Origin of the sequence: Anaerotignum sp., from assembly GCF_051877975.1 — a bacterium.
Taxonomy (GTDB): domain Bacteria; phylum Bacillota; class Clostridia; order Lachnospirales; family Anaerotignaceae; genus Anaerotignum_A.
The window spans coordinates 1-26,541 of the sequence record NZ_JBJEJK010000009.1; the positions used below are offsets into that span (position 1 = coordinate 1).

A 26,541-nucleotide genomic window follows, 5' to 3' on the forward strand; every position below is an offset into this window, starting at 1 on the left:
TTAAGTTTTCAAGGTACATTTATGTATCTAAAAGATATTATACGAGGAGGGAATAGCATGAAAGAGATTATGATTATTGGCATCGCCGGCGGCACGGGCAGCGGCAAAACGACTCTGACCAATCGCCTGAAGGAACGCTTTGGCGAGGATGTGACCGTGATCTATCATGATAATTACTATAAACGCCATGATGATATGGCTTATGAAGAACGCTGCCTGTTGAACTATGACCATCCTGATGCTTTCGATACCGACCTGATGATCGAGCATATTCAGGCACTGAAGGAAGGCAGGAGCATTGAATGCCCCGTATATGATTTTACTGTGCATAACCGTTCTGATGAAACGATCATCATCAATCCCACGAAAGTTATTATCGTGGAAGGTATCCTGATCTTACAGAATGAATATTTGAGAAACCAGATGGATATTAAGATTTTTGTGGATACGGATGCGGATGTGCGTATCCTTCGCCGGATCCTGCGGGATGTGGAAGAACGGGGCAGAAGCCTGGAATCTGTGGTGAATCAGTATCTGACTACAGTGAAACCCATGCATGAGCAGTTCGTAGAGCCCAGCAAGCGAACAGCAGACCTGATCGTGCTGGAAGGCGGACAGAATGTGGTGGCACTGGATATTTTGGTGCAGAGAGTACATAACCATATTCATGGGATGACTTGCGAATGATAGGAGAAGAAAGATGGATTTGAAAGAACTTTTGATACGTGCCATAAAATCCGGCTGCCTTTGCAGCATCTTTTACCACGGATTTATGCTCATTACAGGAGCGGCGATTACATTAAAACAGGTAGTCACATTTACAGTAGTGTTTATTCTGCTGTATTTCCTGTGGCTGGTTCTGGTAAGTTTCGGCAAGGGAAGAAAAAGATAAAGATAAAATAAAAATAGAAAAGCCCTGAGCAAGCGATTTTGTTCAGGGCTTTCTTTTGCAGAAATTGAAAGCAGAAGGATGTTTCGTTCCTAGGAAAGCAGCATTCTTATTTCCTGCATGCAAAGAGAAAGAGACGGAAAAGAACCGTCTCTTTTATTTTAAACCCAAGCTGATGATAAGGCTTTGATCTACCCGCCGCATCATGGCATCATCCAGATGGCAGAGTTTCTCTTTCAGCCGTTGTTTATCGATAGTTCTGATCTGCTCCAGCAGGACCACAGAATCCTTTGGCAGGGCATAGACGGCGGAGGAAAGAGCGATATGGGTCGGCAGCTTTGCCTTATTCATTTGTGAGGTGATGGCGGCACAGATGACGGTAGGGCTATATTTATTTCCCACATCATTCTGCACGATGAGGACAGGGCGGATGCCGCCCTGTTCGCTGCCCACTACGGGGCTCAGGTCTGCAAAATAGATATCTCCTCTTCTGACGATCATGTTCTCACACTCCGCTGTTTGAATTGGTCAGCGGCGGAAGAAATATGTATAATTTGAAGAACTTCCCTGCTGACTGTTCTCAGTATGGACAAAAACAGGGGGATTTATTCTTCAATGGTGAAAAGGGATTCATCGAATTGCGGATTGAACGTAAATTCGTGATAATCCATCTGGTAGCGTTCTTTCCCGTTGGTATCATAAATCACGAAACGGACAGGCAGGAGTGTTTCCCGGTCTACCCAGAGCTTTTCTGTGGAGACAGCGGGGTCGTTGCCGGGAATGACAGCTTCCAGAATGACGCATTTGGATTCCTCTAAAGCGGCAGTTTCTACGCTGACGCCCTCAGACTGCATATAATTCTGAACGAACTGACCCAAAAACAACTCGTTTCGCTGCTGTGATGCGGGCACATCCTTGATGATACTGCTGTCCAGTTTGGGGTTATACTGGCAGATGCGTTCCCCGTCGAAAACAGTATAGTTGCCTGCTACGTTTTCGGGGGCAGTCAGCTCCAGGCGGTATTCTCCGGTGGATTTGTAATACTGCTTGGTTTCATAAACCTTTTCGCCCCGTTCGGAAGAGCGGGTCAGGGTGGCGGTGCAGGAATAGCCTTCCATTTCCGCCAGCTGTTTTTGGATCGCTTCCAGTTCTGTTAGGGTTTCCTCCTTGCTGCAGGCGGCAACCGCAAAAATAAGACCCATGGATAATAAAAATGAGAGGATTCGTTTCATAAAGATCCCTCCTGAAAATATGAGTTATTTCAATCTATGAGAAGGGACAAAAAAGTAGTCTGATGATTTTTGGAGGGAATGCCGCGGAAAAAGGTTTGACTTGATTATTTTGTATGGTTAGGGTATAATGAGAAAGAATTTATGATTCAATAAAAAATCCATGAACGTTAGGGGAGGTAAATCATATGAGCAGAATCAAAACAATCGCAACTCGCGACCTGAACAAGAGCGTACAGAATGGCGGCTGCGGCGAATGCCAGACATCTTGCCAGTCTGCCTGCAAAACATCTTGCGGTGTAGCAAACCAGCCTTGCGAAAAACAGTAATCGCGAACTGAATCAGGGTAACCCAAAGGGGCTGTTTTTACAGCCCCTTTTCTCGTGTTTCGGCGTGTTTCAAAGGTTTTCAGGATTGCACGGAGGGCAGATTTGCCGGCAATCCGAGTATGTTTATCTATAGAAGAGGTAATAGAATGGTACATCAATATCAATTGAACGGATACAACATCGTGCTGGATACCTGCAGCGGCTCTATCCATAGTGTGGATGAACTGGCTTATGATGTGATCAGCATGATTCGAGAAAACACACAGGGCGATATCATCGATGCTATGCTGAAAAAATACGATGATGTCACAGAAGCGGATGTACAGGAATGTATCGATGATGTGGTGGAACTGAGAAGAGCAGGCAAGCTTTTTACACCGGATTCCTATGAACATCTGGCTTACGATTTTAAGGCGAGAAATACCGTTATTAAGGCGTTGTGCCTCCATGTGGCCCATACCTGCAACCTGAATTGTTCCTACTGCTTTGCCAGCCAGGGCAAATATCAGGGGGAACGGGCACTGATGAGCTTTGAAGTGGGCAAACGGGCCATCGATTTTCTGATTGAACATTCCGGCACAAGACGGAATCTGGAAGTGGATTTCTTCGGCGGCGAGCCTTTGATGAACTGGGATGTGGTGAAGCAGGTGGTTGCTTATGCCAGAGAACAGGAAAAGATCCACAACAAAAACTTCCGTTTCACACTGACAACAAATGGTATTCTCATCGATGATGAGGTCATCGAATTTGCCAACAAAGAGATGCACAACGTGGTACTTTCTCTGGATGGCAGAAAAGAAGTGCACGATCATTTGAGAAAGAATTATGCCGGGGAAGGCAGCTATGATATCATCGTGCCGAAATTCCAGAAATTTGTGGAAGCCCGGGGCGATAAGAACTATTATATCCGGGGGACTTTTACCCACAATAATGTGGACTTTACCAAAGACCTGTTCCACATGGCGGATCTGGGCTTTACAGAGCTGAGTATGGAGCCCGTGGTTTGCGACCCCGCAGACCCTTATGCCCTGACAGAAGAGGATAAGCCGATTCTGTTTGAACAATATGAGATTCTGGCAAAGGAAATGCTGCAAAGAAAAAGAGACGGCAAGCCTATCACCTTCTACCACTACATGCTGGACTTGGAGCATGGTCCCTGCATCTATAAGAGAATTTCCGGCTGCGGCAGCGGCACAGAATATATGGCAGTGACTCCTTGGGGCGAGCTGTATCCCTGCCACCAGTTTGTTGGGGATGAAAAATACAGCATGGGCGATATCTGGGAAGGCGTAAAAAACACAGAAGTGCAGAATGAATTCAAATGCTGCAACGCCTATGCCAGAGAGGAATGCAGAGATTGCTGGGCGAAGCTCTATTGTTCCGGCGGCTGTGCCGCCAATGCATACCATGCGACGGGCAGCATCACCGGCATTTATGAATATGGCTGCGACCTGTTTAAGAAAAGAATCGAATGTGCGATTATGATGAAGGTGGCAGAGGCTGAGGAAGGCTTATAAGGAATATATTTTATGAGCGGACAGCATGAGCAAGAGTATGCTCGGAGCTGTGAATTGCGGCGGGCGCGGGAGTTGCTTTGCAACGAAGCGATCGGACTCAAGAGAGAAGGGTTTTTTTGAAAGCACCGATTTGCGATTTTGTGAATAGATATGCGAAAAAGGACGCGGCCCGTTTTCATATGCCGGGGCACAAGGGTGTGTCCTTTTTGGGCTACGAAAAAATGGATATCACGGAAATCAGCGGAGCCGATGAACTTTATGACGCGGAAGGGATCATTGCGGAAAGCGAGGAAAACGCCTCCCGGTTGTTTGGCTTCGGAAAGACGATTTACAGCACGGAAGGCTCTTCTCAGTGCATCCGTTCCATGCTCTTTCTTGCCTTGCAGGAAAGCGGCCGGCAGGAAGGGCGCCCTGTGGTTTTGGCGGCGAGGAATGCCCATAAGGCGTTTCTCTATAGTTGCGCCCTGCTGGATTTGGATGTGGCATGGCTGATGCCGGAGGAGGGGGAGAGAAGCTCCCTTTGCACCTGCCCCATCACAGCGGCGCAGGTGGCTCAAAAACTGGCGGAAATGGAACGAAAGCCCTTTGCGGTATATATCACTGCGCCGGATTATTTGGGGTATTCTCCCGATATCAAGGCCTTGGCGGCAGTCTGCACGGAAGCGGGGATCCCCCTGCTGGTGGATAATGCCCACGGCGCTTATCTGAAGTTTTTGAACCCTTCTTTGCATCCCATCGACCTGGGGGCGGCCATGAGCTGCGATTCTGCTCATAAGACATTACCCGTACTGACAGGGGGAGCTTATTTGCAGCTTTCGGCGGAATGGGCGGAAAAGGCAGGCGAACAGGCAAAAAAGGTCATGGAAATATTCGGCTCTACCAGCCCTTCCTATCTGATTTTGCAGTCTTTGGACAAATGCAATCAATATTTGGCGGAAGGCTACCCGGAAAAATTGGCTCAGACTATTGCAAAGGTGGAGAGGCTGAAGGCGGTTTTGCGGAAACAGGGCTGGGAGCTGATGGATGGCGACCCTTTGAAGCTGACGATTTTCACCGGAAAAATGGGATATACCGGAGAAGAAGCGGCGGAGGCTCTGCGAAAACAGGGTGTGGAATGTGAATTTGCTGATCTGGATGCGGTGGTGCTGATGGCAACGCCGGAAAACCGGGAAACAGATTTTGCAAAGGTGGAGACTGCCTTGGGCAGCTTGCCACCGAAAATGGAAAAGCAGGCGAAAGCCCAGATGCCCCTGCTTTTGCCCCAGCAGAAAATATCCATTCGGGAAGCTATATTCAGTCAATGGGAGGAAGTCCGCTGTCTGGATGCGGTGGGGCGCATTTGTGCAAGCCCTTGTGTTTCCTGCCCGCCGGCTATCCCTATTACTGCCAGCGGGGAAGAGATCACGGTAGAGATGGCGGCATTATTTTGCGCTTATGGCATAGAAAAAATCAAGGTAGTACGATAAAACTTTCAGGACATGGCTTTTGCTGTGTCCTTTTTTGTTGTCGTTTTCTCATCTGCGTGTATCATGATTTAAAATTTTACAGTTTTCTTAAAATTTTCTGAAAATGAACAAAAGTTCATTCTTTTATGATATGATAATTTACATAAATTTATTTTTAAAAGAAATTTTATTTAGAATAGGGAACTTTTGGAGAGAAGTTCCGTCAAAAGAAAAGGCATTTTTATTAAGGAGATGAGGGAATGAACAAAAACAAAAAACTGGCAAAGCGTGCCGTGGGGACGGTTCTGGCGGCAGCGCTGCTGATTTCTCCCCTGAGCTATTTCGGGGCGGAAACAGCCTATGGGGCAACCACCTATTATGACCAGAAAACAGAAAAAACAGTGACCCGCGGGGTAACATACGAAAAAAGCAGCCGTATGACCGATGCGGGCATTCAGAATGTTCATGTATTGAAGGTAGACCTGACGGAAAGCACCTTGGAAATCAGGGAAGTGGAAAGCAAGAGCGACTATGGCCTGAAGGAAACTGTAAAAAAACTGCTGACAGATAATGGCGCTGTGGCAGGGGTAAACTCCGACTTTTTCGGCCTGAGCGGTACGTATTCTGCGGCCTTTGGCCCCATTGTCCGAGACGGTGAAGTGATTTCCGCCGGGACGACCCTGAATAAGGAGGAAGGACAGTATGCGGCATTCTTTATGGATGAGGACGGCAACCCCTTCTTCGATTATTTTACCATGACAGCCAAATTCGGCAATGAAAAAAAGACCATTGAACTGGCCTCTTTGAATAAAGTTACATCTATGGTATTCCCCATTTATCTGGACAGAAACGCCATGAGCACCACAGCCAGCCTGGACAGCCGTTTCCAGAATCTAGTGAAATTTGTGGTGGAAAATGATACGATTACATATGTTTCCCAGAAGGGGGAAACCGTGGCTGTCCCTGAAGACGGTTATTTGATCGTAATGAGCGGCGATTACTTTACAAATGCGGCGTATATGTTTGCGGCGGGGGATGCTATCCGGCTGGATATTACTTCTTCCGTAGATTTGGATAGGATCGATACAGCCTTTGGCGGCGGCGGCAAGCTGTTGGTAGATGGGAAGATCACAACGGCAAACTCCATCGTTGCCACAGGCAGACAGCCCAGAACAGCCTTTGGTGTATCCAAAGACGGCAACACAGCCATTTTCATGGTTGTGGACGGCAGAGGGGACAGCATCGGCGCGACTCACTGGGAAATGGGGCTTTTGATGCAGGAATATGGCGCGTATGAAGCTATGCACTTAGACGGCGGCGGTTCTTCTACCATGGCTGTCCAGACAATAGAGGACAAAGCGCCTGTTGTGCAGAATGAGGTTTCCGAAGGCTCTGAACGAAAAGTCATCAATGCTGTAGGCGTTTTCCAGACTGCGGAAAAGGGCGAGATCGAGCAGATTGCTATCCAGCCTTCCATGGTAAGAACCTTGGCAGGAAAGCCTATCACATTTACGGTCTACGGCTTGGATGAATACTATAACCGCATCGAAATTCCCGCCAGCGCAGTGCAGCTGGATGCGGTCGGCGTAGAAGGCACTTGGGATGGGTATACCTTTACGCCCAAGACCAGCGGTACCTTTACGGTAGTGGCAACCTATCAGAATCTGGTAGCCTATCAGATGAACGTGGTCAGCGGCAAGGTGGCCAGACTGAGCCCTACCAGCACAAGCATCAAACTGAGCAAAGCAGGCGATACTGCTACGATCGCCATGAATGCATACGATCAGGACGGCTTTTCCTACTGGGCATCCACCAGCACAAATTATACAGTAGCAGATGCCAGCATCGGTACTGTTTCCGGCAATGTTTTCACAGCGAAAAAGGCAGGCTCTACCTATATCAAATGTGAAAAAGACGGCGCAGTAGCCTATATCACAGTGACAGTCGGCAATGCCACAGCGGTGAAAGCACCGGCGGCCACAGTGGCGAAGGATGTGCTGAACCAGAAAGTAACAATGCAAAATGACGGTGCGTACTACTTCAATGTAGCCGGCAAGATTGCATATACCGGTGATAAGAGTATTGCATCTGAAACATATAACAGCGCAAGAAGCAAGGTGAAATCCTATGTGGATGCCAATGCCAACGTTGCGATTTACGGCGGAGCAAATGACATCCAGTCCGCGAAAAAGCTGGATTCCCTGAGCTGGAACGGAAGCTATCGTTTCCTGAACCGGGGCGGCGTCAGCCTGGCTATGATCTCTGCGGCGAAGGGCGGCATTACAGCAACAAATCCTTCCCAGTGGGCAAGCTTCACAAGGGATATTGAAAATGCGAATAATGATACCATCGTTCTGGTGATGGATAAAACCCCTTCCGATTTCACATCTGCAGCGGAAACGGATTATTTCCGTGCGATTCTGAATAAATATGTGGAACAGGGCAAAACGGTATTTGTGATTTCCTGTGCGAATACAAGCTATTGGGCTTCTACAAAGGATGGCGTGCGTTATATCAATCTGCCCAATCTTTGGAGAGCGGACGGCACAGTGAACCAGAATTATATGATGCTGCGCTTCCGTGTGAAAGACGGCAATGTAACTTACGAAGCAGTCAATATTAAATAAAATGAGGGAAAAATGTTTTCGGAGGTTTCTCTGAAAACATTTTTTTTGCCCCGAATCTCCGCTTTTTGTTGTAAAAAGAAGGAGAATAAGGTACTATATAGAGTGGATTACGATGAGTATTTTTACCCATCGGCAAAAAATAAATTTGAAAATAGGTTTTAGGAGTTTATTATGTCGGAAAAAGATAATCAGGCGGTGAAAACCGTCAGCTTTATCATGTTGATCACCCTATTCGGGAAAATATTAGGCTTGGTGCGGGAACAGCTTTTGGCGGCGAACTATGCCACGGGCATGGAAGCGGCGGCTTTTTTATTGGCAAGCCGGATTCCCCGAACCTTCTTTGATGTCATTTTTGCATCGGCCATTTCTGCCAGCTTTATCCCTATTTTTGTAGAATATCTGCAAAAGAAGGGAAAGCAGGAAGCCTATGCATTGGCAAACCGTTTTATCACCATGATTGCAACGGTAACGATTATAATGATGCTGTTGGGTATGCTGCTGGCGGAACCTTTGACATGGCTGATTGCCCCTGGCTACGATATGGAAACCGCAGAATTATGTGTGGAGCTGCTGCGGATGTTATTCCCGACCATGCTGTTTACGGCAGTGGCCTTTTCCTTTGTAGGGATCTTGCAGTCTTTGGAAGAATTCAATGTGCCTGCGGCCTTGAGTGTGGCTTCTAATGGTGTATTGATTGTATATTATATTTTTTTCAACAAAAGATTTGGAATCTATGGCCTGACGGTTGCCTTTCTGATCGGCTGGGCTATGCAGGCGATCATTCAGATTCCTTCCCTGCATCAAAAGGGCTATCACTATCGCCCGGATTTTCATTTTAAGGATGAAGGGCTGAAAAAAATTGGCAAGCTGATGCTGCCTGTTATGGTCAGCACATGGATTCAGCCCATCAATTTTATGGTAAATACCCGTTTTGCTTCTCAGCTTTCCAGCGGGAATGTAACCAATGGCGAACTGGGCGTTTCTGCGTTGGAATATGCCAACAACCTGTACACCATCATTGTTGGGGTCTTTGTGCTTGCCATCGCCAATATGGTATTCCCGAAATTTTCCCGTATGACGGAGGATAAGAAGGGATTTGGCCTGGCAGTCAGAGGAACACTGAAGGCGATGATTTTCCTGCTGATTCCTATGACAGTAGGGCTGATGGCTCTGGCAGAGCCTGTGGTAACGCTGATCTATAAACGGGGCGCCTTTGATATGCTGGCAACGGAACTGACCTCCAAGGCATTGTTTTTCTTTGCCCTTGGCATGGTGGGTTATGGGGTGCAGAATATCCTGAGCCGCGCGTTTTATGCCAATCAGGATGGGAAAACCCCTTTTTATTCCGGTTTGGTCTCCATTGTCATCAATGCGGTGCTTTGTGGGCTTCTTTTAGAACCTATGGGCATTGGCGGGCTGGCGCTGGCGGCGGCAGTCTCTTCCACAGCGGCGGCATTGGTGCTGCTGGTTCCTGCGGTCAAGCAGTATCCGGATATTTTGGATCAGTCTCTGGTGGGGCAGATCGGCAAGATGCTTCTGGCGGCGGCGGGGATGCTGGTGTTGGTTTTGGGCTGCAAAATGGCGTTGGCGTCTATGATGGGCAGCCTGATCGGACAAATTATCCTGCTGTGTGCCTGCGGCGGCGTGGGGCTGGTGTCCTATATGATTTTTGCGAAGCTCCTCAAAATCGAAGAAAGCGATTTTGTGTTTGATACTATCAAAAAGATTTTAAAAAGAGGAACGGCTGGCGCAGGGAAACCTGCGGCGGAAAGCAGCACAGCTTCCTCTCAGAAAAGAAAGAAAAAATGGAGAACCTATTCTATGATCGAAAAGATTTCTTTCGTAATTGAAGACAGTTTCTGCTTCCGTGTCATCGAGCGGGTGTGGAATGTGCTGATGGTGCTCTGGATGGACAGCATTGCCTACAGTATTTATGCAAAAATTTGCGCAAGCTGGAAAAATGCCTTTGAAAACAGCGCTATCCTGAGCTTCCTGCGGGCAAACTGGGACAAGTATCTGCACACTTGGCAGGGGATTTTGCCCCGCTTCTGGCATAACCTGACCCATTGGAGCGGCATGGCCGTGCGCAGAAGAAGCAATGGCTTGGCGGTTGCCATGGGGGAAAGCTTTTTCTTCCGTGTGTTCAATCAGAACTTCCTGATTCTGTGCCTGGCGGGCATTGTGGCGGCGATTCCCATTTTCCCGACGATGCTCTTGGCGGTATTGTGCCTGGGGACGTTTGTTTTGTATTTTATCCAGCTTTTCCTGGGGCGCATTAAGATGCAGAAAACCAGCATGGTCAGCGTGCTGCTGGGGTGCTTCGCAGCCTGCATCTTTTATGCGGGGGTGACAAGCTATGCCTTCCCGACGGCGATTTTGGCTACCTGCCTGTTCTTGATTTTGATGGCGGTATTCTTTGTGGCAAAGGATGCCATCGATACGGAAGAAAAACTGGATTTCATTCTTTGGGTACTCATCAGCATGGGGGCGTTGATCGCTCTCTATGCGGTATACCAGTATATTGTCGGCGTGGAAATGGACGCGGCTTGGGTAGATGTGGAAAGCTTCGATATTACCACCCGTGCCTATGCCACATTCAATAACCCTAACGTTTTGGGGGAATACCTGATTTTGGTAGGCTCTCTGGCGGCGGGGATGATGTGGAAGATGCGAAACTGGCTGGGCAGATTGTATTATACCGGCTGTTTCGGTGTCATCTGCCTGGGGCTGGCGGCAACAGGCTCCCGCGGGGCTATGCTGGGGCTGATGTTTTCTGCAGGGCTGTTCGTTCTGCTTTCGGAAAAGAGACTCATCCCGCTGGGCGTCATCCTGCTTTTGCTGATGCCGTTTATCCTGCCGGAAAGCCTTTGGGCGAGAATTGCCAGCTCCGTAACTATGAGCGATTCTTCTTCCCTATATCGTATGTCTATCTATAGTGCCGCCTTTGATATCATTCAGCATTATTGGACAACGGGGATCGGGGTCGGTGCCTTTAATGAGATTTATCCGCTGTTTTCCTTTGAGGCGGCGAATGCATACCATGCCCATAACCTGTTCCTGCAGGAATTCATCGAACTGGGTATCGTTGGTTTCATTGTGATGGTATTGCTGTTCCTGTTCTTTTTCCAGAAGCTGTACAGCGCAATGCGTGTTGTGCCAAGGAGATTTAAATTCCTTTTAGGTGCGGTTTTTGGCGGCTTTGCGGGGCTTCTGCTGCAGGGGATGACAGACCATCTGTGGTTTGACTACCGTATTGTGCTGTTCTTCTGGTGCTTTATCGGCATTGGCATGGCGGCAGTCCGTGTAGGAGAAAGAAAAGGCGAAAGAGAAATGGAGAAAAGATAAAAATGGAGAAAAAAACGAAAGTCCTCCATGTTTTGACGGACAGAAACATCGGCGGCGCCGGGCGCTGGCTGCTGTATTATTTGAAATATCATAACAGAGAGAAATTCGAGGTAAAGGTGCTGCTGCCCCATGACAGCCTGCTGGCGGAGGCGGTGGAAGCACTGGATGTGCCTGTCATTGCCATGGAAGAAATGGAGGATAAATCCTTTGATAAAAAGGCCATGAAGGCATTGACGAAGAAATTTCGGCAGGAAAAGCCGGATATTGTCCATACCCATGCCAGCATGACGGCCCGTATGGCGGCCAGACAGGCCAAGGTGCCTATGATTTTCAATACAAAGCACTGCATGGAAGGAGCCCCCGGTTCTTTGCCGAAAAAGCTCCTGCGCAGGGCCATCAATCATCGTTTCAGCGATTGCATCATTGCTGTCAGCAAGGCGGTGCGCCGCAGTATGATCGCCGGGGGGACAGACCCTAAGCAGATTGTGACGGTCTATAATGGCATTGAGCCGATTCCCATCCCTACGGCGGAGGAAAAAGCGGCACTCCTGGCATCCTTTGGCGGCAAGGCCGGGGAAAAGGCTGTCGGCATGGTTGCCAGATTGGAAGAAGTCAAAGATCATGAGACGTTTCTGTTGGGAGCACAAAAGGTGCTGGAAAAGCGCAGAGATGTCCGTTTCTATATCATTGGTGACGGTAGCCTGCGGGAGGAATTGGAAAGAAGAACGGCGGAGCTGGGCATCAGCGAAAACGTAACGTTCACCGGCTTCCTGAAGGATGTGGAATCCATCGAAGCGGCCTTGGATATTGCTGTTATCACATCCAAGGCGGAAGCGTTGTGCCTGTCCATTCTGGAAAGCATGATTGCAGGCATTCCCGCAGTGGGAACAGACAGCGGCGGTGTGGCAGAAGTCATCAAACACGGCGAAAACGGCTTTCTGATCCCCATTGGCGACAGTGATGCTCTGGCGGAACGGCTGGAAGAACTGCTGGCGGATGATGCCAAGCGCAAAGCCTTTGGCGAACAGGCGAAAAAAGACGCGGAAAGCACTTTCCTGGCGGATAAGATGACAAGAAGAATTGAAAAACTCTATCTGGAGGCAAGAAAATGAAAAACAGAAAACTATTCGGTATATTCAATATCGTGGATATCCTATTGATCCTGCTGGTCATCGTTATCGGCATTGTTGGGCTGAAGATGCTGCGGAGCGGCGGAGCCCAAATGGATACGGCGGCGGAAACAAAGACCTATTCCTATGTGGTCATGGGGAAAGAAGTGGTGGAGGAAACGGCAAATTTCCCCGTTGTAGGCGGCAATGCTTATGAAAGCTCCACTTCTGAATATCTGGGCGTGGTGACGGATGTAAAGGCAGAGCCTTTTACAGAGACGATGTTCAACAGAACCACGGGCAAATATGAAAAAGTGCCTGTGGCTGGATATAGTGATATTTATCTGACCATTGAAGGCAACGGCACAGAAACAGAAAAAGATATTACAGTGGAAGGCACTACGGTGAAAGTTGGCATGGAGCTGAACGTCAAAGGCAAAGGCTATGCCTTCAAGGGCATTGTTGTGGAAGTAAGGGATGGTGAGTGATATGACAAAGAGAAAACCTAATATTGCAGATATCCTCATTATCGTTGTGATCGCTGCGCTGTGCGTGGTAGCGGTATTCAAATTCGGCGTGGTGAATCAAGAAGAATCCACAGGGGTGGATGCTTCCGCGGAACAGAGAACGTATACTGCCTTTATCGATGAAGTGCGTATGGCAACGGTCAATGCCCTTCACGAAGGTGATGAGATTTTCGATGAAAAAACAGGCATCTGCCTGGGGACGATCACAAAGGTGGAGTATAAACCTTTTATGAAGAATGTACTGCAGAATGATGGTACTATCAGCGCAGTGGAATTTCCCGATTACTACAGCGTGACGCTGACCATCGAAGGCCCCGTTGTGGAAAAGGAAGAAGGATATTTTGTGGAAGGGATTGTGGAAATGAAGGCAAATTCCGAAATGAATGTGATTACAAAATATGCGAAACCCGTTATGAAGATCACAAGTATTCAGGAATAAACAGGGGGACGGCTCATGAAGAAATATAAAATTTTAATGGCTCTGATGGGCTTGGAGATCGGCGGAGCGGAGACCCATGTGGTGGAGCTTTCCAAGGAACTGAAAAAACAGGGCTATGATATTGTTGTCGCTTCCAATGGGGGCGTATATGAAAAAGAATTGGCAGAAGCGGGGATCCGCCATTATCAGGTGCCTTTGAACCAGAGAAATGTGCTGAAAATGGCCCGTTCCTATTTCATGCTGAAAAAAATCATCAAGAAGGAAAAAGTGGATATCGTTCATTCCCATGCCCGCATCCCCAGCTTTGTCTGCGGGCTGCTGAAGATCAGAATGAAGAAGGAATTTACTTTTGTTACTTCTGCCCATTGGGTATTCTACACCGGCATGGGGCTGAAATATATTTCCAACTGGGGGCAGAAGGTTGTAGCGGTCAGCGATGATATCCGCAATTATCTGATGGAAAATTACCGTGTACGGTATGAAGATATTTTTGTAACCATCAACGGGATCGATACAGAAAAATTCTCCCCCCATACAGACCAGAGCAAAATCCGCAGAGAATTTGCTCTGAAAGAAGGGGAACCTACGCTGGTCTATGTCAGCCGTATGGATGAAAGCCGTGCCCTGGTGGCAAGGCAGCTGATCGCCCTGGGGCCAAAACTGGCACAGGCCATTCCGGGTCTGCGTATGCTGATTGTCGGCGGCGGCGATGTATATGAGGAATTGCTGGAAAAAGCAAAAGAGGCCAACGCTGCCATTGGCAGAGAATGTATTACGATGACCGGCGGCAGAACAGATATCAATGAGTTGGTGGCTGTGGGCGATGTATTCGTTGGGGTCAGCCGGGCGGCTCTGGAAGCCATGGCGGCAGAAAAACCTGTAATTGTTGCCGGCAATGAAGGATATATCGGCTTGTTTGCAGAGGATAAGCTGGAATTGGCCCAGGAAAATAACTTTTGCTGCCGTGGGTGCGCCCTTTCCAGCGAAGAACAGCTTTACAGAGATGTGGTACATGCTTTTAACGACCTGACAGAGGAAGAACGGCACAAAATGGGAGCCTATGGCAGACAGGTCATCTTCCAGTATTATTCTGTAACCAAAATGGCAGGAGACTGTGTGAAAGCCTATAATGCGGCATGGAGAGAAACTCATGTGCCGCAGTATCATGTGGTGATGAGCGGCTATTATGGTTTCAATAATACTGGGGACGAAGCCATCATGCTTTCTATGCATAAAAACATTCAGGAAATGGGCGATAATTACCATATCACGGTTTTATCCAATAAGCCTCAGGAAACCAAAGAAAAATACAATATTGAAGCGGTATATCGTTTTGGGTTCCGGGATGTGTTCCGTGCCATTAGAAAATGCGATGTGCTCCTTTCCGGCGGCGGTTCTCTGCTGCAGGACAGCACCTCTACCCGTTCGCTGATGTATTATCTTTCCATCACAGCGGCGGCAAAAATGATGCGGAAAAAAGTGATGCTCTATGCGAACGGGATCGGACCAGTCAGCGGCAAGCGCAACCGCAGACTGGTAAAACAGGTAGTAAACAAAGCTGACCTGATTACATTAAGAGAAGAAAATTCCTATGAAGAATTGCTTTCTATGGGCGTAAATCCGAAAAAATGCTTTGTAACAGCCGACCCTGTCTTTACTATGGACGGCATTGGCCCGGAAGAAGCCCAGGCAATTTTGAAAGAAGAAGGCGTACCTGCGGATCGGCCTATGGTGGTGGTTTCTGTTCGGAATTGGAAGGATATGGATCGATTCATTGGCAGATTCGCGGAAATGTGTGATATCATTGTGGAGAAATATCACAGAAACATTGTGTTCCTGGGAATGCAGATGCCCAATGATATTACAGTCAGCGAAAAAGTACGCAAGAAAATGAAGCAGGGTGCTTATATTTTAAAGGGAAATTATTCTCCCTATGAAGTCATGGGCATCATCTCTCGGGCAGATTTTATTTTGAGTATGCGTCTGCATACCCTGATCTTCGCCGCAAGACAGCGGGTGCCTCTGATCGGGTTCATTTACGACCCCAAAATCGAGTATTATTTGGAAAAATTGGATATGCCCAGCGGCGGCAAGCTGAAAGAATTTGACCCGGAAAAAACACTGGCTCTGGTGGATGATATGATCCACCATAAAGAAGTGTATGTGGCGAAATTGGAGCAGAAGGAACTGGAACTGGAAAAAATGGCACACAAGAACGAAAAATATCTGGCGAAACTGTTGGAACACAGAAAGAAATAAGGGGTGTTTGGTATGAGCAAAAAAACACATGTGTTGGGGGTACCATTTGATGCAGTAACCATGGAACAGGCAGTGGCAAAGGCGAAAGAGATGCTTTCGGAAGAAGGGCAGCACTTCATCTGCACACCGAACCCGGAAATCGTTATGGAAGCCCAAAAGGATAAGGACTTGATGAATATTCTGCAGGAAGCGGATATGGTGATTCCCGATGGCATTGGCGTGGTTTGGGCATCCAAATACAGCGAAATCCGCCTGACGGAACGGGTAGCGGGGTATGACCTGACGCAGAACCTGATGGCAGAGCTGGCGGCAACAGGGGAAACCTTCTATTTCTTTGGCGGTGCCCCCGGCGTAGCATCTGCAGCAGCAAGAAAAATGATGAAAAAATATCCCGGCCTGAAGGTAGTCGGGGTGCATAACGGCTATTTCGATGAAAAAGAAGAAAAGAAGATCATCCAGGACATAAAAACAAAATCCCCGTCCATACTGTTAGTAGGATTGGGCGCACCCAAGCAGGAAAAATGGATTTACGATAATATCCGCCTGGTGGGGGCAAAGATAGCCATTGGCGTTGGCGGCAGCTTCGATGTTATGGCGGGCAATGTAAAGCGGGCACCAAAGATTTTTCAGAAACTGGGCCTGGAATGGTTCCATCGTCTGATTACGCAGCCAACAAGATGGAGACGTATGATGCGTCTGCCCAAATTTGCGCTGACAGTCCTGAAAACAAAGGGACGCAGAGCGTAAGCAGAAAAAAGCGTCCTGAAAGGGACGTGAAAGGATGAAACTTTTAAAAAAGAGAGACTGGTTCAATCTGATCGCCGGCACGGCCTTAATGGCCATCGGCGCAGAGGGATTTTATGAACATGCGGATTTAGTTGCCGGCGGCATCACAGGCATCGGCATTATGCTGGATGCGTGGGCACAGGCACGTTTTGGGCTGCATATTCCCCTTTGGTTTGTAAACATCGTATTGAATGTCCCTCTTTTTTTATTGGCATGGAAAAGCAAAGGAAAAGCGTTTGTAGGCCGCAGCGCCCTGACAGCAGTGCTGTTTTCCCTAATGCTGTATGTGGAGGAATTATTCCCGTTATACAGTAAGGATCCGTTGCTGGCGGCAGTATTTGGCGGGGTATTTCTGGGGATTGGCTTGGGGATGGTGCTTTCGGCGGATGCTACGACAGGCGGGGTGGAACTGGCGGCAACCCTGCTCCATGAAAAATGCCGTTCCGTTTCTGTCCCCAAATTTATTTTTATTTTGGATGCGGTCATCATTTTGGCGGGTATTGCATTCTTTGGGGTAGAAATGGGGCTGTATGCAATTTTGGCAGTCTATGTTACCGATCAATTCATTGGCTGGGTGATAGAGGGAACGAATTTTGCCAAGGCGGCATGGATCATTTCTGATAAAAGTGATGAAATCGCGGCGGCGCTTTTGTTGGAATTGTGCAGAGGGGTCACGGCATTTCCGGCAACAGGAAAGTACACCGGTCAAGGACGAGAGGTACTCTTTTGTGTTTTTTCTCAAAAGGAAGTCCACTCCGTCAAAAGCATTATTATGAATATCGACCGAAATGCTTTTTTCCTTTTGACAGATATCCGGGAAGTTTTGGGGAGGGGATTTCCGGAAAAGTAAAAAATGACATCCGATTTGGTTCGGAAATATACTTTTTTAATCCCGATCAGAGGAAATCAAGGGTCAGTTTCCATAAAAAACGGACCCTGTTTTTATGGAAAAATAAAATGTAAAGAGATTTTGACTGTTTTTTTTAGATTTCCTCTTTCTTTTTTTGTCATTTTGTTATAAAATGAATTTAGGTGAATTTGATACCTCGTCAAAAAGAGGTTTTTAGGCAATTTATACAGTATGATATGACAACAGAAAAGTGACGGGAAAAGAATCAGAAAAAAGTATTGAGGTGAAGGCGATGATTTCAAATCAGATTTTGCAGAGCACTATTGATGGGTTGAAAAACATCACGCGCAAGGAACTGAGCGTAGTGGAAAAAGAAGGGAAGGTAATTGCCACAACGGAAGAAAATATGATCGGCCGTCAGATCGACGCTGTGGAAAATTTCATCAGTTCCCCTGCGGAAAGCCAGCTGATTTTGGGCTATCAGTATTTTAAAATTTATGATAATGGCGTACCTGAATATGTGATCCAGGTTAAAGGTGAGGATGAAGCCGGTTATCAGATCGGGAAGATCGCCGCATTCCAGATACAGAGCCTGCTGGTTGCATATAAAGAAAGATATGATAAGGATAACTTTATCAAAAATCTGCTGCTGGATAATCTGCTGCTGGTGGATATCTATAGCCGTGCGAAAAAACTCCATATTGAAAATAATGTACACCGCATCGTTTACCTGATCGAAACCAATATCGATAAGGAAATGAATGTGGTAGAGATCGTGCGCAGCATTTTCCCCGCGAAAACAAAAGATTTTGTAACAGCGGTAGATGAACACAGCATCATTTTGGTAAAGGAACTGCGGGAAAAAGAAACAGCGGAAGAGATCGACCGTATTGCCAAGACCATTGAAGAAACCTTGAATGCGGAAACAAACAGCCGTGTTTATATTTCCAGTGGTACTATTGTCAGCGATCTGAAGGATGTTTCCCGTTCCTACAAAGAAGCAAAGATGGCTCTGGAAGTCGGCAAGATCTTTGAAACAGACAAATTTATTGTAAATTATGAAAAACTGGGGATCGGCCGCCTGATCTATCAGCTGCCTCTGCCCCTGTGCCGTATGTTCATCAAAGAAGTGCTCCACGGCCTGACGATGGATGATTTCGACGATGAAACACTGGCGACAGTCAATAAATTCTTTGAAAACAACCTGAATGTTTCCGAAACCAGCCGTCAGCTGTATATCCATAGAAACACACTGGTTTACAGACTGGATAAGCTGCAGAAGATGACCGGTCTGGATCTGAGAAACTTTGATGATGCCATCATTTTCAAAATCACACTGATGGTAAGCAAATATATGATCTATATGGATAAAATGGCGTATTAACGGATGCTTTGGCTTTCTCCGCCAGCATCAAAATTTCATAGAGTCAAGGGGTAAGGGCGAGGATTTTCTCGCCCTTTTTTATGGAAAATCTGCAAAATTAAGATGTTTTTAATCAAAATGGGGATTTTCAGGCAGTTATTCCCCTTGTTCCGCCTTTTTGTTTATGGTATAATCAAATACTGTGTAAAGACGAAAAAAGAGGAAATTCGTCGAATTTTTTTAAGATAAAAAATTTCAGAAAGAGGGAGATACGTTATGATCCATATGAATAACGTAACAAAAGTATATCCCAATGGTTCTGTCGGTGTGGAAAATATCAACCTGCATATCAACAAAGGTGAATTTGTATTTATTGTTGGTTCCAGCGGTTCCGGTAAATCCACACTGATGAAGCTCCTTTTGAAGGAGTTGGACCCGACGGAAGGGGATATTATCATCAACAGAGTGAAAACAAATGAATTGAGCAGAAATCAGATTCCTTATCTGCGCCGCAATCTGGGCGTTGTATTCCAGGATTTCCGCCTGCTGCCCAATAAGACTGTATATGAAAATGTGGCCTTTGCTATGCGCGTCATCGAAGCCCCCGGCCGTATCATCCGCAGAAATGTGCCTGCAGTACTGGCACTGGTGGGCCTTGGGAAAAAAGGCAGAAGCTATCCCAACCAGCTTTCCGGCGGGGAACAGCAGAGAACGGCATTGGCCAGAGCTATCGTAAATAATCCCCCTATCCTGATCTGTGACGAACCTACAGGGAACCTGGACCCGGAAACGGCAGATGGTATCATGCAGCTGCTGGATGATATCAATAAACGTGGTACGACCATCGTTATGGCGACCCACGCCAGGGATATCGTAGATGCCATGCAGAAGCGTGTCGTTACCCTGCAGAATGGACACATTGTAAGAGATATTGAAAAAGGTGGTTATAGCGATGAGGCCTAGTACGATCAAATATTTTGTGAGAGAAGGCTTGAGCGGGCTGAAAAAGAATCTGCTGATGACGATGGCTTCCATGGTTGCCGTTGCTGCCTGTATCTCTATTTTGTCTTTTTCCTACTGTGTAGGGAGCAACCTGCAGTATATGCTGAATCAGATGGAGGATTCCATTGGGATTTCTGTTTTCCTGAAAGGAGAACTGACAGGGGAACAGATTGAAAATATGAAAACAGAAATCGGCAAGATAGACCATGTGGAGAGCGTGGAATATATCTCCCCAGCGGATGCTCTGGATGAGCTGAAAGAGGATTGGGGGGCGGATGAAGATATTTTTGTAGGGCTGGATAATGAAAACAACCCGCTGTCCCATTCTTTCCAGATTTCTCTGGACAGCATTGAAAATCAGAATAATGTTCTGACAGCTTTGGAAAATGTAGATGGGATTGAAAATGTGCGCCATGGGCAGACAGAAACAGAATTGCTGATGAAGGCAAGCCGGATCTTCAGCGTGGGCAGTGTCATTGTTATGCTGCTGCTGGGGGCGATCTCTGTTATGATCATTATGAATACCATTCGTATTTCCGTGGTAAACAGAAGAATTGAGATCAATATTATGAAATATGTGGGGGCAACTGACTGGTTCATCCGCTGGCCCTTCATTATTGAAGGTATCATCATTGGCTTGGTGGGGGCAGTGGTGCCTCTGATCATTGGGTTCCCCATCTATGCAAAGGTAACAAGTGCTATTTATGAATATCTGCCTGTGATCAAATTCATCCAGTTCCGCCTGACGGGGGATGTTTTTGGATTCCTGTTCCCCTTCGGCATCGTTTTTGGCATTGGCCTGGGGGTTATCGGCAGCGTTACTTCTATCCGCAAGCATCTGCGTGTATAAAGGCGGAAAAAATGGAAACAATCAAATATCCTTTTTGACAGGACTATGGAAGTGGAAAAGAGGGGAAGCATTTGGAAAGTGCCAAATACTTCCCCTTTCTCATAAGGATAATTTTTTTCGGAAAAACATAGGATAAAGAAAGTCTGAGAAAAAATGAGGCGATGAACGTGAAACGAAAGGATTTTTGGAAGGGCTTTGGGGCGGCGCTGGTGCTGGCTGTTGTTTTGGCTGTGGCATGGAAACCCATCTGCCGTATGATCCCCTGGCATCTGCTGCCCTTTGAAATCAGCATGAGCCGAGAGGCTAAGGTCGATATCATCCAAAGCTATCTGGATAAATATTATGTGGACGATCTGAATGAAGAGCAAGTGGAGGAAATGCTGTATGCAGGCATGATGGCCGGCGTTGGGGATAGATATACATATTACCTGACGGAGGAAAATCTGAATCAGTATATGGAAAATTCCAACGGGAATTTCGACGGGGTCGGCATTGAAGTTTATGGTACCCAAGAAGGGGAAGTCGTTATCAGCAGCGTGATGGCAGGGCAGCCTGCGGAAGCCGCAGGCATGAAAGCCGGCGATGTCATCATCGGCGTGGATGGTGAGAATATGCAGGGGAAAATGCTTTCTGATGTGGCGGCAAAGATCCGCGGCAAAGAAGGAACAGAGGTAACCATCCAGGTGCTCCGCAGAAGCACCGACGAAACGTTGGAATTCACCATGAAACGGGCAACTGTAGTGCTGGAAAGTGTATCCAGCTGTATGATGGATGGAAAGATTGGCTATATTTCCATTAGTGGGTTTAAGGAAAATACTTATACCCAGTTCAAGGAAGCCTTAGACGGGCTGCAGGCTGCGGGGATGAAGGGGCTGATTTTGGATTTAAGGGATAACCCCGGCGGTCTGGTGCGTTCTGTTTATGAAATCGGGGAGGAATTGCTTCCGGAAGGTACCATGGTTTATACTCTGGATAAAAAGGGAAATAGAAATGATTTGAAATGTGATGGAGAATATCTGGATATTCCCATGGTGGTGCTGGTCAATGCCAACAGCGCCAGCGCATCGGAAATTTTCGCCGGTGCAGTGAAGGATACAGGCAGAGGCACGCTGATTGGCACGCAGACCTTTGGCAAGGGCTTGGTGCAGCGGCTGTTCACTTTGCCGGACGGCTCCGGTTTGAATATCACCATCCAGAAATATTATACGCCCAGCGGTACATCCATCCATGGGGTAGGCATCGAGCCGGATGAAGTGGTGGAACTGCCGGCAGAATATCAGAACACAGCCTTGACAGAGATTCCCGAGGAAGCGGATACCCAGCTGCAGAAGGGGATAGAAGTGCTGCGGAGCGAAATCGGATAACACTATTTTTATGAAAAGGTTCTTCCTATTTTTGATAATAGGAAGAATTTTCTTAATTTTTTCAGAAACAGCTTTTCAACGGGCGCAGATTCCAGTATACTGAAAAGACACAGGAAAAATTTTGGTTCAAAAAGAACAAAGGAGCGGCGGTATGTTTAATTTTATGAGTTTTGGCGAAAATATCGGCATCGACCTGGGGACTGCCACTGTTCTGGTATATATCAAGGGGCAGGGCATTGTGATCCGGGAACCATCCGTTGTTGCCATCGATAAGGACAGCAACACCATTTTGGCTGTGGGCGAAGAAGCAAGGCGTATGCTGGGCAGAACTCCCGGCAATATCGTTGCCATCCGCCCTTTGCGGGAAGGTGTTATCTCCAATTATGAAGTGACAGAAAAAATGCTGCAGTATTTCATCGAAAAGGCTATGGGGAAGCGTTCTTTTGTGAAGCCGACCATTGCCGTTTGTGTACCAAGCAGCGTTACAGAAGTGGAAAAAAGAGCGGTAGAAGATGCGACTCGTCAGGCTGGGGCAAGACGTGTGCATATCATTGAAGAACCCATTGCGGCGGCCATCGGTTCCGGTATTGATATTTCCCGGGCCTGCGGCAGCATGGTGGTGGATATCGGCGGCGGCACGACAGATATTGCGGTCATTTCTTTGGGCGGCACTGTAGTCAGTTATTCCCTGAAGATCGCGGGGGATAATTTTGATGATGCCATCATTCGTTATATGAGAAAGAAACATAATGTTCTGATCGGGGAAAGAACTGCTGAGGAACTGAAGATCAAGATTGGTACAGCTTTTGAACGTACGATTCCCGTTACCCTGGACGTGCGGGGCAGAAACCTGATTACCGGTCTGCCCAAAAATATTACGGTAACATCGGATGAGATGCTGGAAGCTCTGCAGGAATCCGTAGAAGCCATTGCGGATGCAGTACACAGTGTTTTGGAACGTACTCCTCCTGAGCTAGCGGCGGATATTTTTGAGAGAGGCATCGTTATGACCGGCGGCGGCAGCCTGCTGTATGGTTTGGATAAACTGATCCAGAGCAAAACAGGTATCCATGCTATGGTAGCCGAGGATGCAGTCAGCTGTGTTGCCATTGGCACAGGCCGCTATATTGAATATATTTCTGAAGGCGGCGAAGAAGAGCAACGGGAAAAACGCGGGTTTGACATCGGTGGGCTATTCAAAAAGAAATGAGAAGACAGAGGGCGTCGAAAAAGGCGCCTTTTTTATTTTGAATAAAGTAAAATATAAAATAAAAGGCTGTACGTTGTTTGCATGAGCAAAAAATTCATCCTGAATCGTCATTTTAATAACAATATGTGCTGTATGTACAAGGGGGGATTTTTGGCTTTTCAATGAAAAATTGTGCAGTTTGTTGAAAAAACTGTAAAAAAATATTGCGAAAAACCTGATAGCGGAAATTGTTTTTGAAACGATGCACAAAAAAAGAAGCCATACGTTTTTTTTGCATAATTTTGAGCACAAAAATTTGTGTAAAAATAATTCCAAAACTTGAAAAAAATACTACACAAGTCCAAAATATGTGTTATAATAAGCAATGAAAGAAGCAAGTGGGTGTAGTATGTTCCAAAAGAACGGCGAAATCCGCGAAGCTTTTTCTTCAATTTGCCCTAACCGCATGGGGCAAATCCGCATGCAACCGTGCGGGAAAATACAATTGTTAATCTATAAACAATAGGAGGTCAAAGAGTAATGAACGCTTATATTGAAAGAGTAATCGAACAGGTTAAAAAGCGTGACGCACATGAACCCGAATTCATCCAGACAGTAGAAGAAGTATTCGCTTCTATCGAAAAAGAAGTAGAACTGCATCCCGAATATGAAAAAATGGGTCTGCTGGAAAGACTGGTTGAACCCGAAAGACAGGTATCCTTCAGAGTAACATGGGTAGACGATGCTGGTAAAGTACAGGTAAACCGTGGTTTCAGAGTACAGTTCTCCAGCGCTATTGGTCCCTACAAAGGCGGCCTGCGTTTTGCTTCCAACGTATACTCTGGCGTAGTTAAATTCCTGGGCTTTGAACAGATCTTCAAAAACTCCCTGACAGGTCTGCCTATCGGCGGCGGTAAAGGTGGTTCCGACTTCGATCCCAACGGCAAATCCGATATGGAAATCATGAGATTCTGCCAGGCATTCATGACAGAACTGTACAGACACATCGGTCCCGACGTTGACGTTCCCGCTGGTGACATCGGCGTAGGCGGCAGAGAAATCGGTTTCCTGTATGGCCAGTACAAGAGAATCAAAGGCTGCTGGGAAAATGGCGTACTGACAGGTAAAGGTCTGGAATACGGCGGTTCCCTGTTCAGACCCGAAGCAACAGGCTACGGCGCTGCATACTATGTAAACGAAGTTCTGCAGCATGAAGGCGACACATTCGAAGGCAAAACAGTAGCTATGTCCGGTTTTGGTAACGTAGCTTGGGGTATCGCTATGAAAGTAGCTCAGCTGGGTGGTAAAGTTGTTACACTGTCCGGCCCTGACGGCTATGTATACGATCCCGAAGGTATCACAACACAGGAAAAATTCGACTACATGCTGGAAATGAGAAGCTCCGGCAGAAACCGTGCTCAGGACTATGCTGACAAATTCGGCGTAGAATTCTTCCCTAAACAGAAACCTTGGGGCCAGAAAGTTGATATCTGCATGCCCGCAGCATACCAGAACGAACTGGATGTTCCCGAAATCGAACAGATCATCGCTAACGGCACAAAATACTACATCGAAGTAGCTAACATGCCTACAACAAACGCAGGTCTGGCTCGTGCTATGGCAGAACCCGGCGTAATCGTTGCTCCTTCTAAAGCAGTTAACGCTGGTGGTGTAGCAGTTTCCGCTCTGGAAATGGCTCAGAACTCCATGAGATACAGCTGGGAAGGCGAAGAAGTTGACGAAAAACTGAAAGGCATCATGAAGAACATCCACAAGATTTCTGTAGAAGCTGCAGAAGGCGCTGGTCTGGGCTACAACCTGGTTGCTGGTGCTAACATCGCTGGCTTCAAGAAAGTTGCAGCTGCTATGATGGCTCAGGGTCTGGTATAATTTAACCTAATTTTAAAAATTACGTTCGATTACATAAAGACGATTAAGCAAAAAGACTCGGGAGGGACGGAGAAATCCGTCCCTTTTCCTGTTGAAAAGCCGAAAAAGTTGAAGTGAAATAAAGAATCAGTGAACTGCTCGCAGAATCACTGATTTTTTATTTTGTTTCAGCTATTTGCAGGGCAAATACATGAGCAGCCTTAGGAATACTTTTGCGGTGAGCTGGATGATTCTGTAAAAATCTAAAAGATTAATTAGAAAAAGTATGTAACGAAACCAGCTTGAGGCGGATATATAGAGGAATCCGAAAGAGAGGAGGAGAGAAGATGATTCAGCCCGAAAAGGATTTTGAAGAATATGGGATGTTTGTATTCAAATATTTAATGAGCCTTTGCGGAAATGCGGATTTAGCAGAAGAATTGACCCAGGAAACCTTTTATCGGGCGATTCGTTCTTCGGGGAGATTTGATGGAAGCTGCAAGGTTTCCACGTGGCTTTGTCAAATTGCAAAGCATATTTGGTATCAGGAATTAGATAAGCGGAGGCGAAGAAAAACAGAACCATTACAGGAAAATGGGGCGGATGATGGTTTGGAAAGCGCCTACTGCAGGAAGGAACAGACCATGGAAGTGATGAAAGCGGTACATATTTTGGAGGAAAACGCAAAAGAAGTTTTTCTCCTGCGTATCACAGGTGGATTCTCCTTTCAGGAGATTGGGGAGATTTGCGGGAAAAATGAAAATTGGGCCCGGGTGACATTTTATCGGGCGAAACAGAAGATTATAAAGGAGGTCGGAAGAGATGAAATGTGAAATTATCAGAGATTTGCTGCCCAGCTATATGGATGGGCTTACCAGCGAGGAAAGCAACATGGAGATTGAAACACACATGGAGGGGTGTGAGCTTTGCAGCGAAATATTGCAGCAAATGCGAAAGGAAATGGAGGCAAAGGAAGGAAAGGATAAAAGAAAGATCAACCCTTTCCGGAAATTTAACCGCAGGATGAGGGGAGCAGTCGCAGGGGCGGTTGCAGTCTGTATCTGCTTGGGCGGCTTGGGATATAAGGCTTTTGGACAGGGCTTTTCTATCGACCCGAATGAAATAACCATGGATGTGCGGTTGGATGGGGATATGCTGTGTCTGGATTTTGCACTGGAAAAAGGGAATCTCATGCATTATGGAACGATGTATGATGAAACTTCTGCATCTATTGACTTGCGGAAAGTTTGGGCACTTCCTGGGGATTATCTCGGTGCGGAACCAAATCGATTCAGCTGGGGAATGAATTTGGACGTATTGACTGTAGGAACGGGAGAACGGATGGAAGTGCAGATGGCAGATGGCAGCTTGACGGTAATGGAAGCATCGGATGAGGAAGATGGGACTATCCAGGATGGAGATAAAAGTCCCGTATCTATCATGATGTTTCAGGAAGGGGGGAAAGCCACCAGCATCTTTATTGGCGGTGAGGAGAAAGCGGAGTTGGAGGACTATACCATCAATATCGATTATGGAAATCAAACAGAAAGCTA

The 26,541-nt window shown here is 46.8% G+C and carries 23 protein-coding genes; 21 read left to right on the forward strand and 2 right to left on the reverse strand.

Features of this window, described 5'->3' with window-relative positions; all coding sequences use genetic code 11:
- Positions 1-57: 57 nt before the first annotated feature.
- Complete coding sequence (gene udk / locus ACI39P_RS00945; RefSeq protein ID WP_439718846.1) at positions 58-687, forward strand: uridine kinase; 630 nt, start codon at positions 58-60, stop codon at positions 685-687.
- Between the two features lie 13 nt (positions 688-700).
- Positions 701-892 (forward strand): hypothetical protein, encoded by a 192-nt coding sequence (locus ACI39P_RS00950; protein ID WP_439718847.1) that lies wholly within the window; start codon positions 701-703, stop codon positions 890-892.
- Between the two features lie 153 nt (positions 893-1,045).
- Here ACI39P_RS00950 and ACI39P_RS00955 read toward each other — a convergent pair whose 3' ends face one another.
- Together ACI39P_RS00955 and ACI39P_RS00960 are read right to left on the reverse strand one after the other, a co-directional pair.
- Complete coding sequence (locus ACI39P_RS00955; protein WP_439718848.1) at positions 1,046-1,390, reverse strand: type II toxin-antitoxin system PemK/MazF family toxin; 345 nt, start codon at positions 1,388-1,390, stop codon at positions 1,046-1,048.
- 104 nt (positions 1,391-1,494) lie between these two features.
- Positions 1,495-2,121 (reverse strand): LolA family protein, encoded by a 627-nt coding sequence (locus tag ACI39P_RS00960; protein ID WP_439718849.1) that lies wholly within the window; start codon positions 2,119-2,121, stop codon positions 1,495-1,497.
- Between the two features lie 185 nt (positions 2,122-2,306).
- Between ACI39P_RS00960 and scfA the strand changes: the two genes are divergently transcribed.
- The 19 genes from scfA to ACI39P_RS01055 all read left to right on the forward strand — a co-directional run.
- A complete protein-coding gene (gene scfA, locus ACI39P_RS00965) occupies positions 2,307-2,447 on the forward strand; it encodes a six-cysteine ranthipeptide SCIFF (protein WP_016406981.1) in 141 nt (46 codons plus the stop codon).
- Between the two features lie 146 nt (positions 2,448-2,593).
- The gene (gene scfB, locus ACI39P_RS00970) at positions 2,594-3,964 is read left to right on the forward strand and encodes a thioether cross-link-forming SCIFF peptide maturase (RefSeq protein ID WP_439718850.1); all 1,371 of its coding nucleotides are present in this window, start codon (positions 2,594-2,596) and stop codon (positions 3,962-3,964) included.
- A 116-nt stretch (positions 3,965-4,080) separates the two neighbouring features.
- Positions 4,081-5,430 carry a hypothetical protein gene (locus ACI39P_RS00975; RefSeq protein WP_439718851.1) on the forward strand — a complete coding sequence of 450 codons (1,350 nt, stop codon included), beginning with the start codon at positions 4,081-4,083 and terminating at the stop codon, positions 5,428-5,430.
- Positions 5,431-5,669: 239 nt separating this feature from the next.
- Positions 5,670-8,036, forward strand: a complete 2,367-nt coding sequence (locus tag ACI39P_RS00980) for a phosphodiester glycosidase family protein (RefSeq protein ID WP_439718852.1) — start codon at positions 5,670-5,672, stop codon at positions 8,034-8,036.
- Between the two features lie 171 nt (positions 8,037-8,207).
- On the forward strand, positions 8,208-11,381 hold the full coding sequence (murJ, locus tag ACI39P_RS00985; protein WP_439718853.1) for a murein biosynthesis integral membrane protein MurJ: 3,174 nt from the start codon (positions 8,208-8,210) through the stop codon (positions 11,379-11,381).
- Between the two features lie 2 nt (positions 11,382-11,383).
- Positions 11,384-12,493 carry a glycosyltransferase gene (locus ACI39P_RS00990; RefSeq protein WP_439718854.1) on the forward strand — a complete coding sequence of 370 codons (1,110 nt, stop codon included), beginning with the start codon at positions 11,384-11,386 and terminating at the stop codon, positions 12,491-12,493.
- A complete protein-coding gene (locus ACI39P_RS00995; protein ID WP_439718855.1) occupies positions 12,490-12,978 on the forward strand; it encodes a DUF4330 domain-containing protein in 489 nt (162 codons plus the stop codon). The genes ACI39P_RS00990 and ACI39P_RS00995 overlap by 4 nt, the downstream gene beginning before the upstream one ends.
- Before the next feature lies 1 nt (position 12,979).
- Positions 12,980-13,456 (forward strand): DUF4330 domain-containing protein, encoded by a 477-nt coding sequence (locus tag ACI39P_RS01000; protein WP_439718856.1) that lies wholly within the window; start codon positions 12,980-12,982, stop codon positions 13,454-13,456.
- A gap of 15 nt (positions 13,457-13,471) precedes the next feature.
- A complete protein-coding gene (gene csaB, locus ACI39P_RS01005) occupies positions 13,472-15,715 on the forward strand; it encodes a polysaccharide pyruvyl transferase CsaB (RefSeq protein ID WP_439718857.1) in 2,244 nt (747 codons plus the stop codon).
- Positions 15,716-15,727: 12 nt separating this feature from the next.
- Positions 15,728-16,462 (forward strand): WecB/TagA/CpsF family glycosyltransferase, encoded by a 735-nt coding sequence (locus ACI39P_RS01010; protein ID WP_439718858.1) that lies wholly within the window; start codon positions 15,728-15,730, stop codon positions 16,460-16,462.
- Between the two features lie 34 nt (positions 16,463-16,496).
- Entirely contained in the window at positions 16,497-17,351 is an 855-nt protein-coding gene (locus tag ACI39P_RS01015; RefSeq protein WP_439718859.1) for a YitT family protein, read from the forward strand.
- 292 nt (positions 17,352-17,643) lie between these two features.
- Complete coding sequence (locus ACI39P_RS01020) at positions 17,644-18,735, forward strand: helix-turn-helix domain-containing protein (RefSeq protein ID WP_439718860.1); 1,092 nt, start codon at positions 17,644-17,646, stop codon at positions 18,733-18,735.
- Between the two features lie 255 nt (positions 18,736-18,990).
- Entirely contained in the window at positions 18,991-19,677 is a 687-nt protein-coding gene (gene ftsE, locus ACI39P_RS01025; RefSeq protein ID WP_439718861.1) for a cell division ATP-binding protein FtsE, read from the forward strand.
- Entirely contained in the window at positions 19,667-20,566 is a 900-nt protein-coding gene (gene ftsX, locus ACI39P_RS01030; protein ID WP_439718862.1) for a permease-like cell division protein FtsX, read from the forward strand. Before ftsE ends, ftsX begins: the two co-directional genes overlap by 11 nt.
- A 167-nt stretch (positions 20,567-20,733) precedes the next feature.
- Entirely contained in the window at positions 20,734-21,930 is a 1,197-nt protein-coding gene (locus ACI39P_RS01035; protein ID WP_439718863.1) for a S41 family peptidase, read from the forward strand.
- Between the two features lie 151 nt (positions 21,931-22,081).
- Positions 22,082-23,140 (forward strand): rod shape-determining protein MreB, encoded by a 1,059-nt coding sequence (gene mreB / locus ACI39P_RS01040; RefSeq protein ID WP_439718864.1) that lies wholly within the window; start codon positions 22,082-22,084, stop codon positions 23,138-23,140.
- Positions 23,141-23,659: 519 nt separating this feature from the next.
- Entirely contained in the window at positions 23,660-25,009 is a 1,350-nt protein-coding gene (gdhA, locus tag ACI39P_RS01045; RefSeq protein ID WP_439718865.1) for an NADP-specific glutamate dehydrogenase, read from the forward strand.
- Between the two features lie 326 nt (positions 25,010-25,335).
- Positions 25,336-25,821, forward strand: a complete 486-nt coding sequence (locus tag ACI39P_RS01050; RefSeq protein WP_439718866.1) for a sigma-70 family RNA polymerase sigma factor — start codon at positions 25,336-25,338, stop codon at positions 25,819-25,821.
- Positions 25,811-26,541: zf-HC2 domain-containing protein (locus ACI39P_RS01055; protein WP_439718867.1), on the forward strand; the 731-nt coding region annotated here is incomplete at its 3' end. The genes ACI39P_RS01050 and ACI39P_RS01055, both read left to right, overlap by 11 nt.

What these genes read in the sequence shown, in the direction of transcription:
- gdhA (WP_439718865.1), top strand. Translation starts at nt 23,660, where the DNA reads ATGAACGCTTATATTGAAAGAGTAATCGAACAGGTTAAAAAGCGTGAC.
- ftsX (WP_439718862.1), top strand. Translation starts at nt 19,667, where the DNA reads ATGAGGCCTAGTACGATCAAATATTTTGTGAGAGAAGGCTTGAGCGGG.
- ACI39P_RS01050 (WP_439718866.1), top strand. Translation starts at nt 25,336, where the DNA reads ATGATTCAGCCCGAAAAGGATTTTGAAGAATATGGGATGTTTGTATTC.
- udk (WP_439718846.1), top strand. Translation starts at nt 58, where the DNA reads ATGAAAGAGATTATGATTATTGGCATCGCCGGCGGCACGGGCAGCGGC.
- ACI39P_RS00995 (WP_439718855.1), top strand. Translation starts at nt 12,490, where the DNA reads ATGAAAAACAGAAAACTATTCGGTATATTCAATATCGTGGATATCCTA.
- ACI39P_RS01020 (WP_439718860.1), top strand. Translation starts at nt 17,644, where the DNA reads ATGATTTCAAATCAGATTTTGCAGAGCACTATTGATGGGTTGAAAAAC.
- ACI39P_RS00950 (WP_439718847.1), top strand. Translation starts at nt 701, where the DNA reads ATGGATTTGAAAGAACTTTTGATACGTGCCATAAAATCCGGCTGCCTT.
- scfB (WP_439718850.1), top strand. Translation starts at nt 2,594, where the DNA reads ATGGTACATCAATATCAATTGAACGGATACAACATCGTGCTGGATACC.
- csaB (WP_439718857.1), top strand. Translation starts at nt 13,472, where the DNA reads ATGAAGAAATATAAAATTTTAATGGCTCTGATGGGCTTGGAGATCGGC.
- mreB (WP_439718864.1), top strand. Translation starts at nt 22,082, where the DNA reads ATGTTTAATTTTATGAGTTTTGGCGAAAATATCGGCATCGACCTGGGG.
- scfA (WP_016406981.1), top strand. Translation starts at nt 2,307, where the DNA reads ATGAGCAGAATCAAAACAATCGCAACTCGCGACCTGAACAAGAGCGTA.
- ACI39P_RS00990 (WP_439718854.1), top strand. Translation starts at nt 11,384, where the DNA reads ATGGAGAAAAAAACGAAAGTCCTCCATGTTTTGACGGACAGAAACATC.
- ACI39P_RS00960 (WP_439718849.1), bottom strand. Translation starts at nt 2,121, where the DNA reads ATGAAACGAATCCTCTCATTTTTATTATCCATGGGTCTTATTTTTGCG.
- ACI39P_RS01010 (WP_439718858.1), top strand. Translation starts at nt 15,728, where the DNA reads ATGAGCAAAAAAACACATGTGTTGGGGGTACCATTTGATGCAGTAACC.
- ACI39P_RS00980 (WP_439718852.1), top strand. Translation starts at nt 5,670, where the DNA reads ATGAACAAAAACAAAAAACTGGCAAAGCGTGCCGTGGGGACGGTTCTG.
- ACI39P_RS01015 (WP_439718859.1), top strand. Translation starts at nt 16,497, where the DNA reads ATGAAACTTTTAAAAAAGAGAGACTGGTTCAATCTGATCGCCGGCACG.
- ACI39P_RS00955 (WP_439718848.1), bottom strand. Translation starts at nt 1,390, where the DNA reads ATGATCGTCAGAAGAGGAGATATCTATTTTGCAGACCTGAGCCCCGTA.
- ftsE (WP_439718861.1), top strand. Translation starts at nt 18,991, where the DNA reads ATGATCCATATGAATAACGTAACAAAAGTATATCCCAATGGTTCTGTC.
- ACI39P_RS01000 (WP_439718856.1), top strand. Translation starts at nt 12,980, where the DNA reads ATGACAAAGAGAAAACCTAATATTGCAGATATCCTCATTATCGTTGTG.
- murJ (WP_439718853.1), top strand. Translation starts at nt 8,208, where the DNA reads ATGTCGGAAAAAGATAATCAGGCGGTGAAAACCGTCAGCTTTATCATG.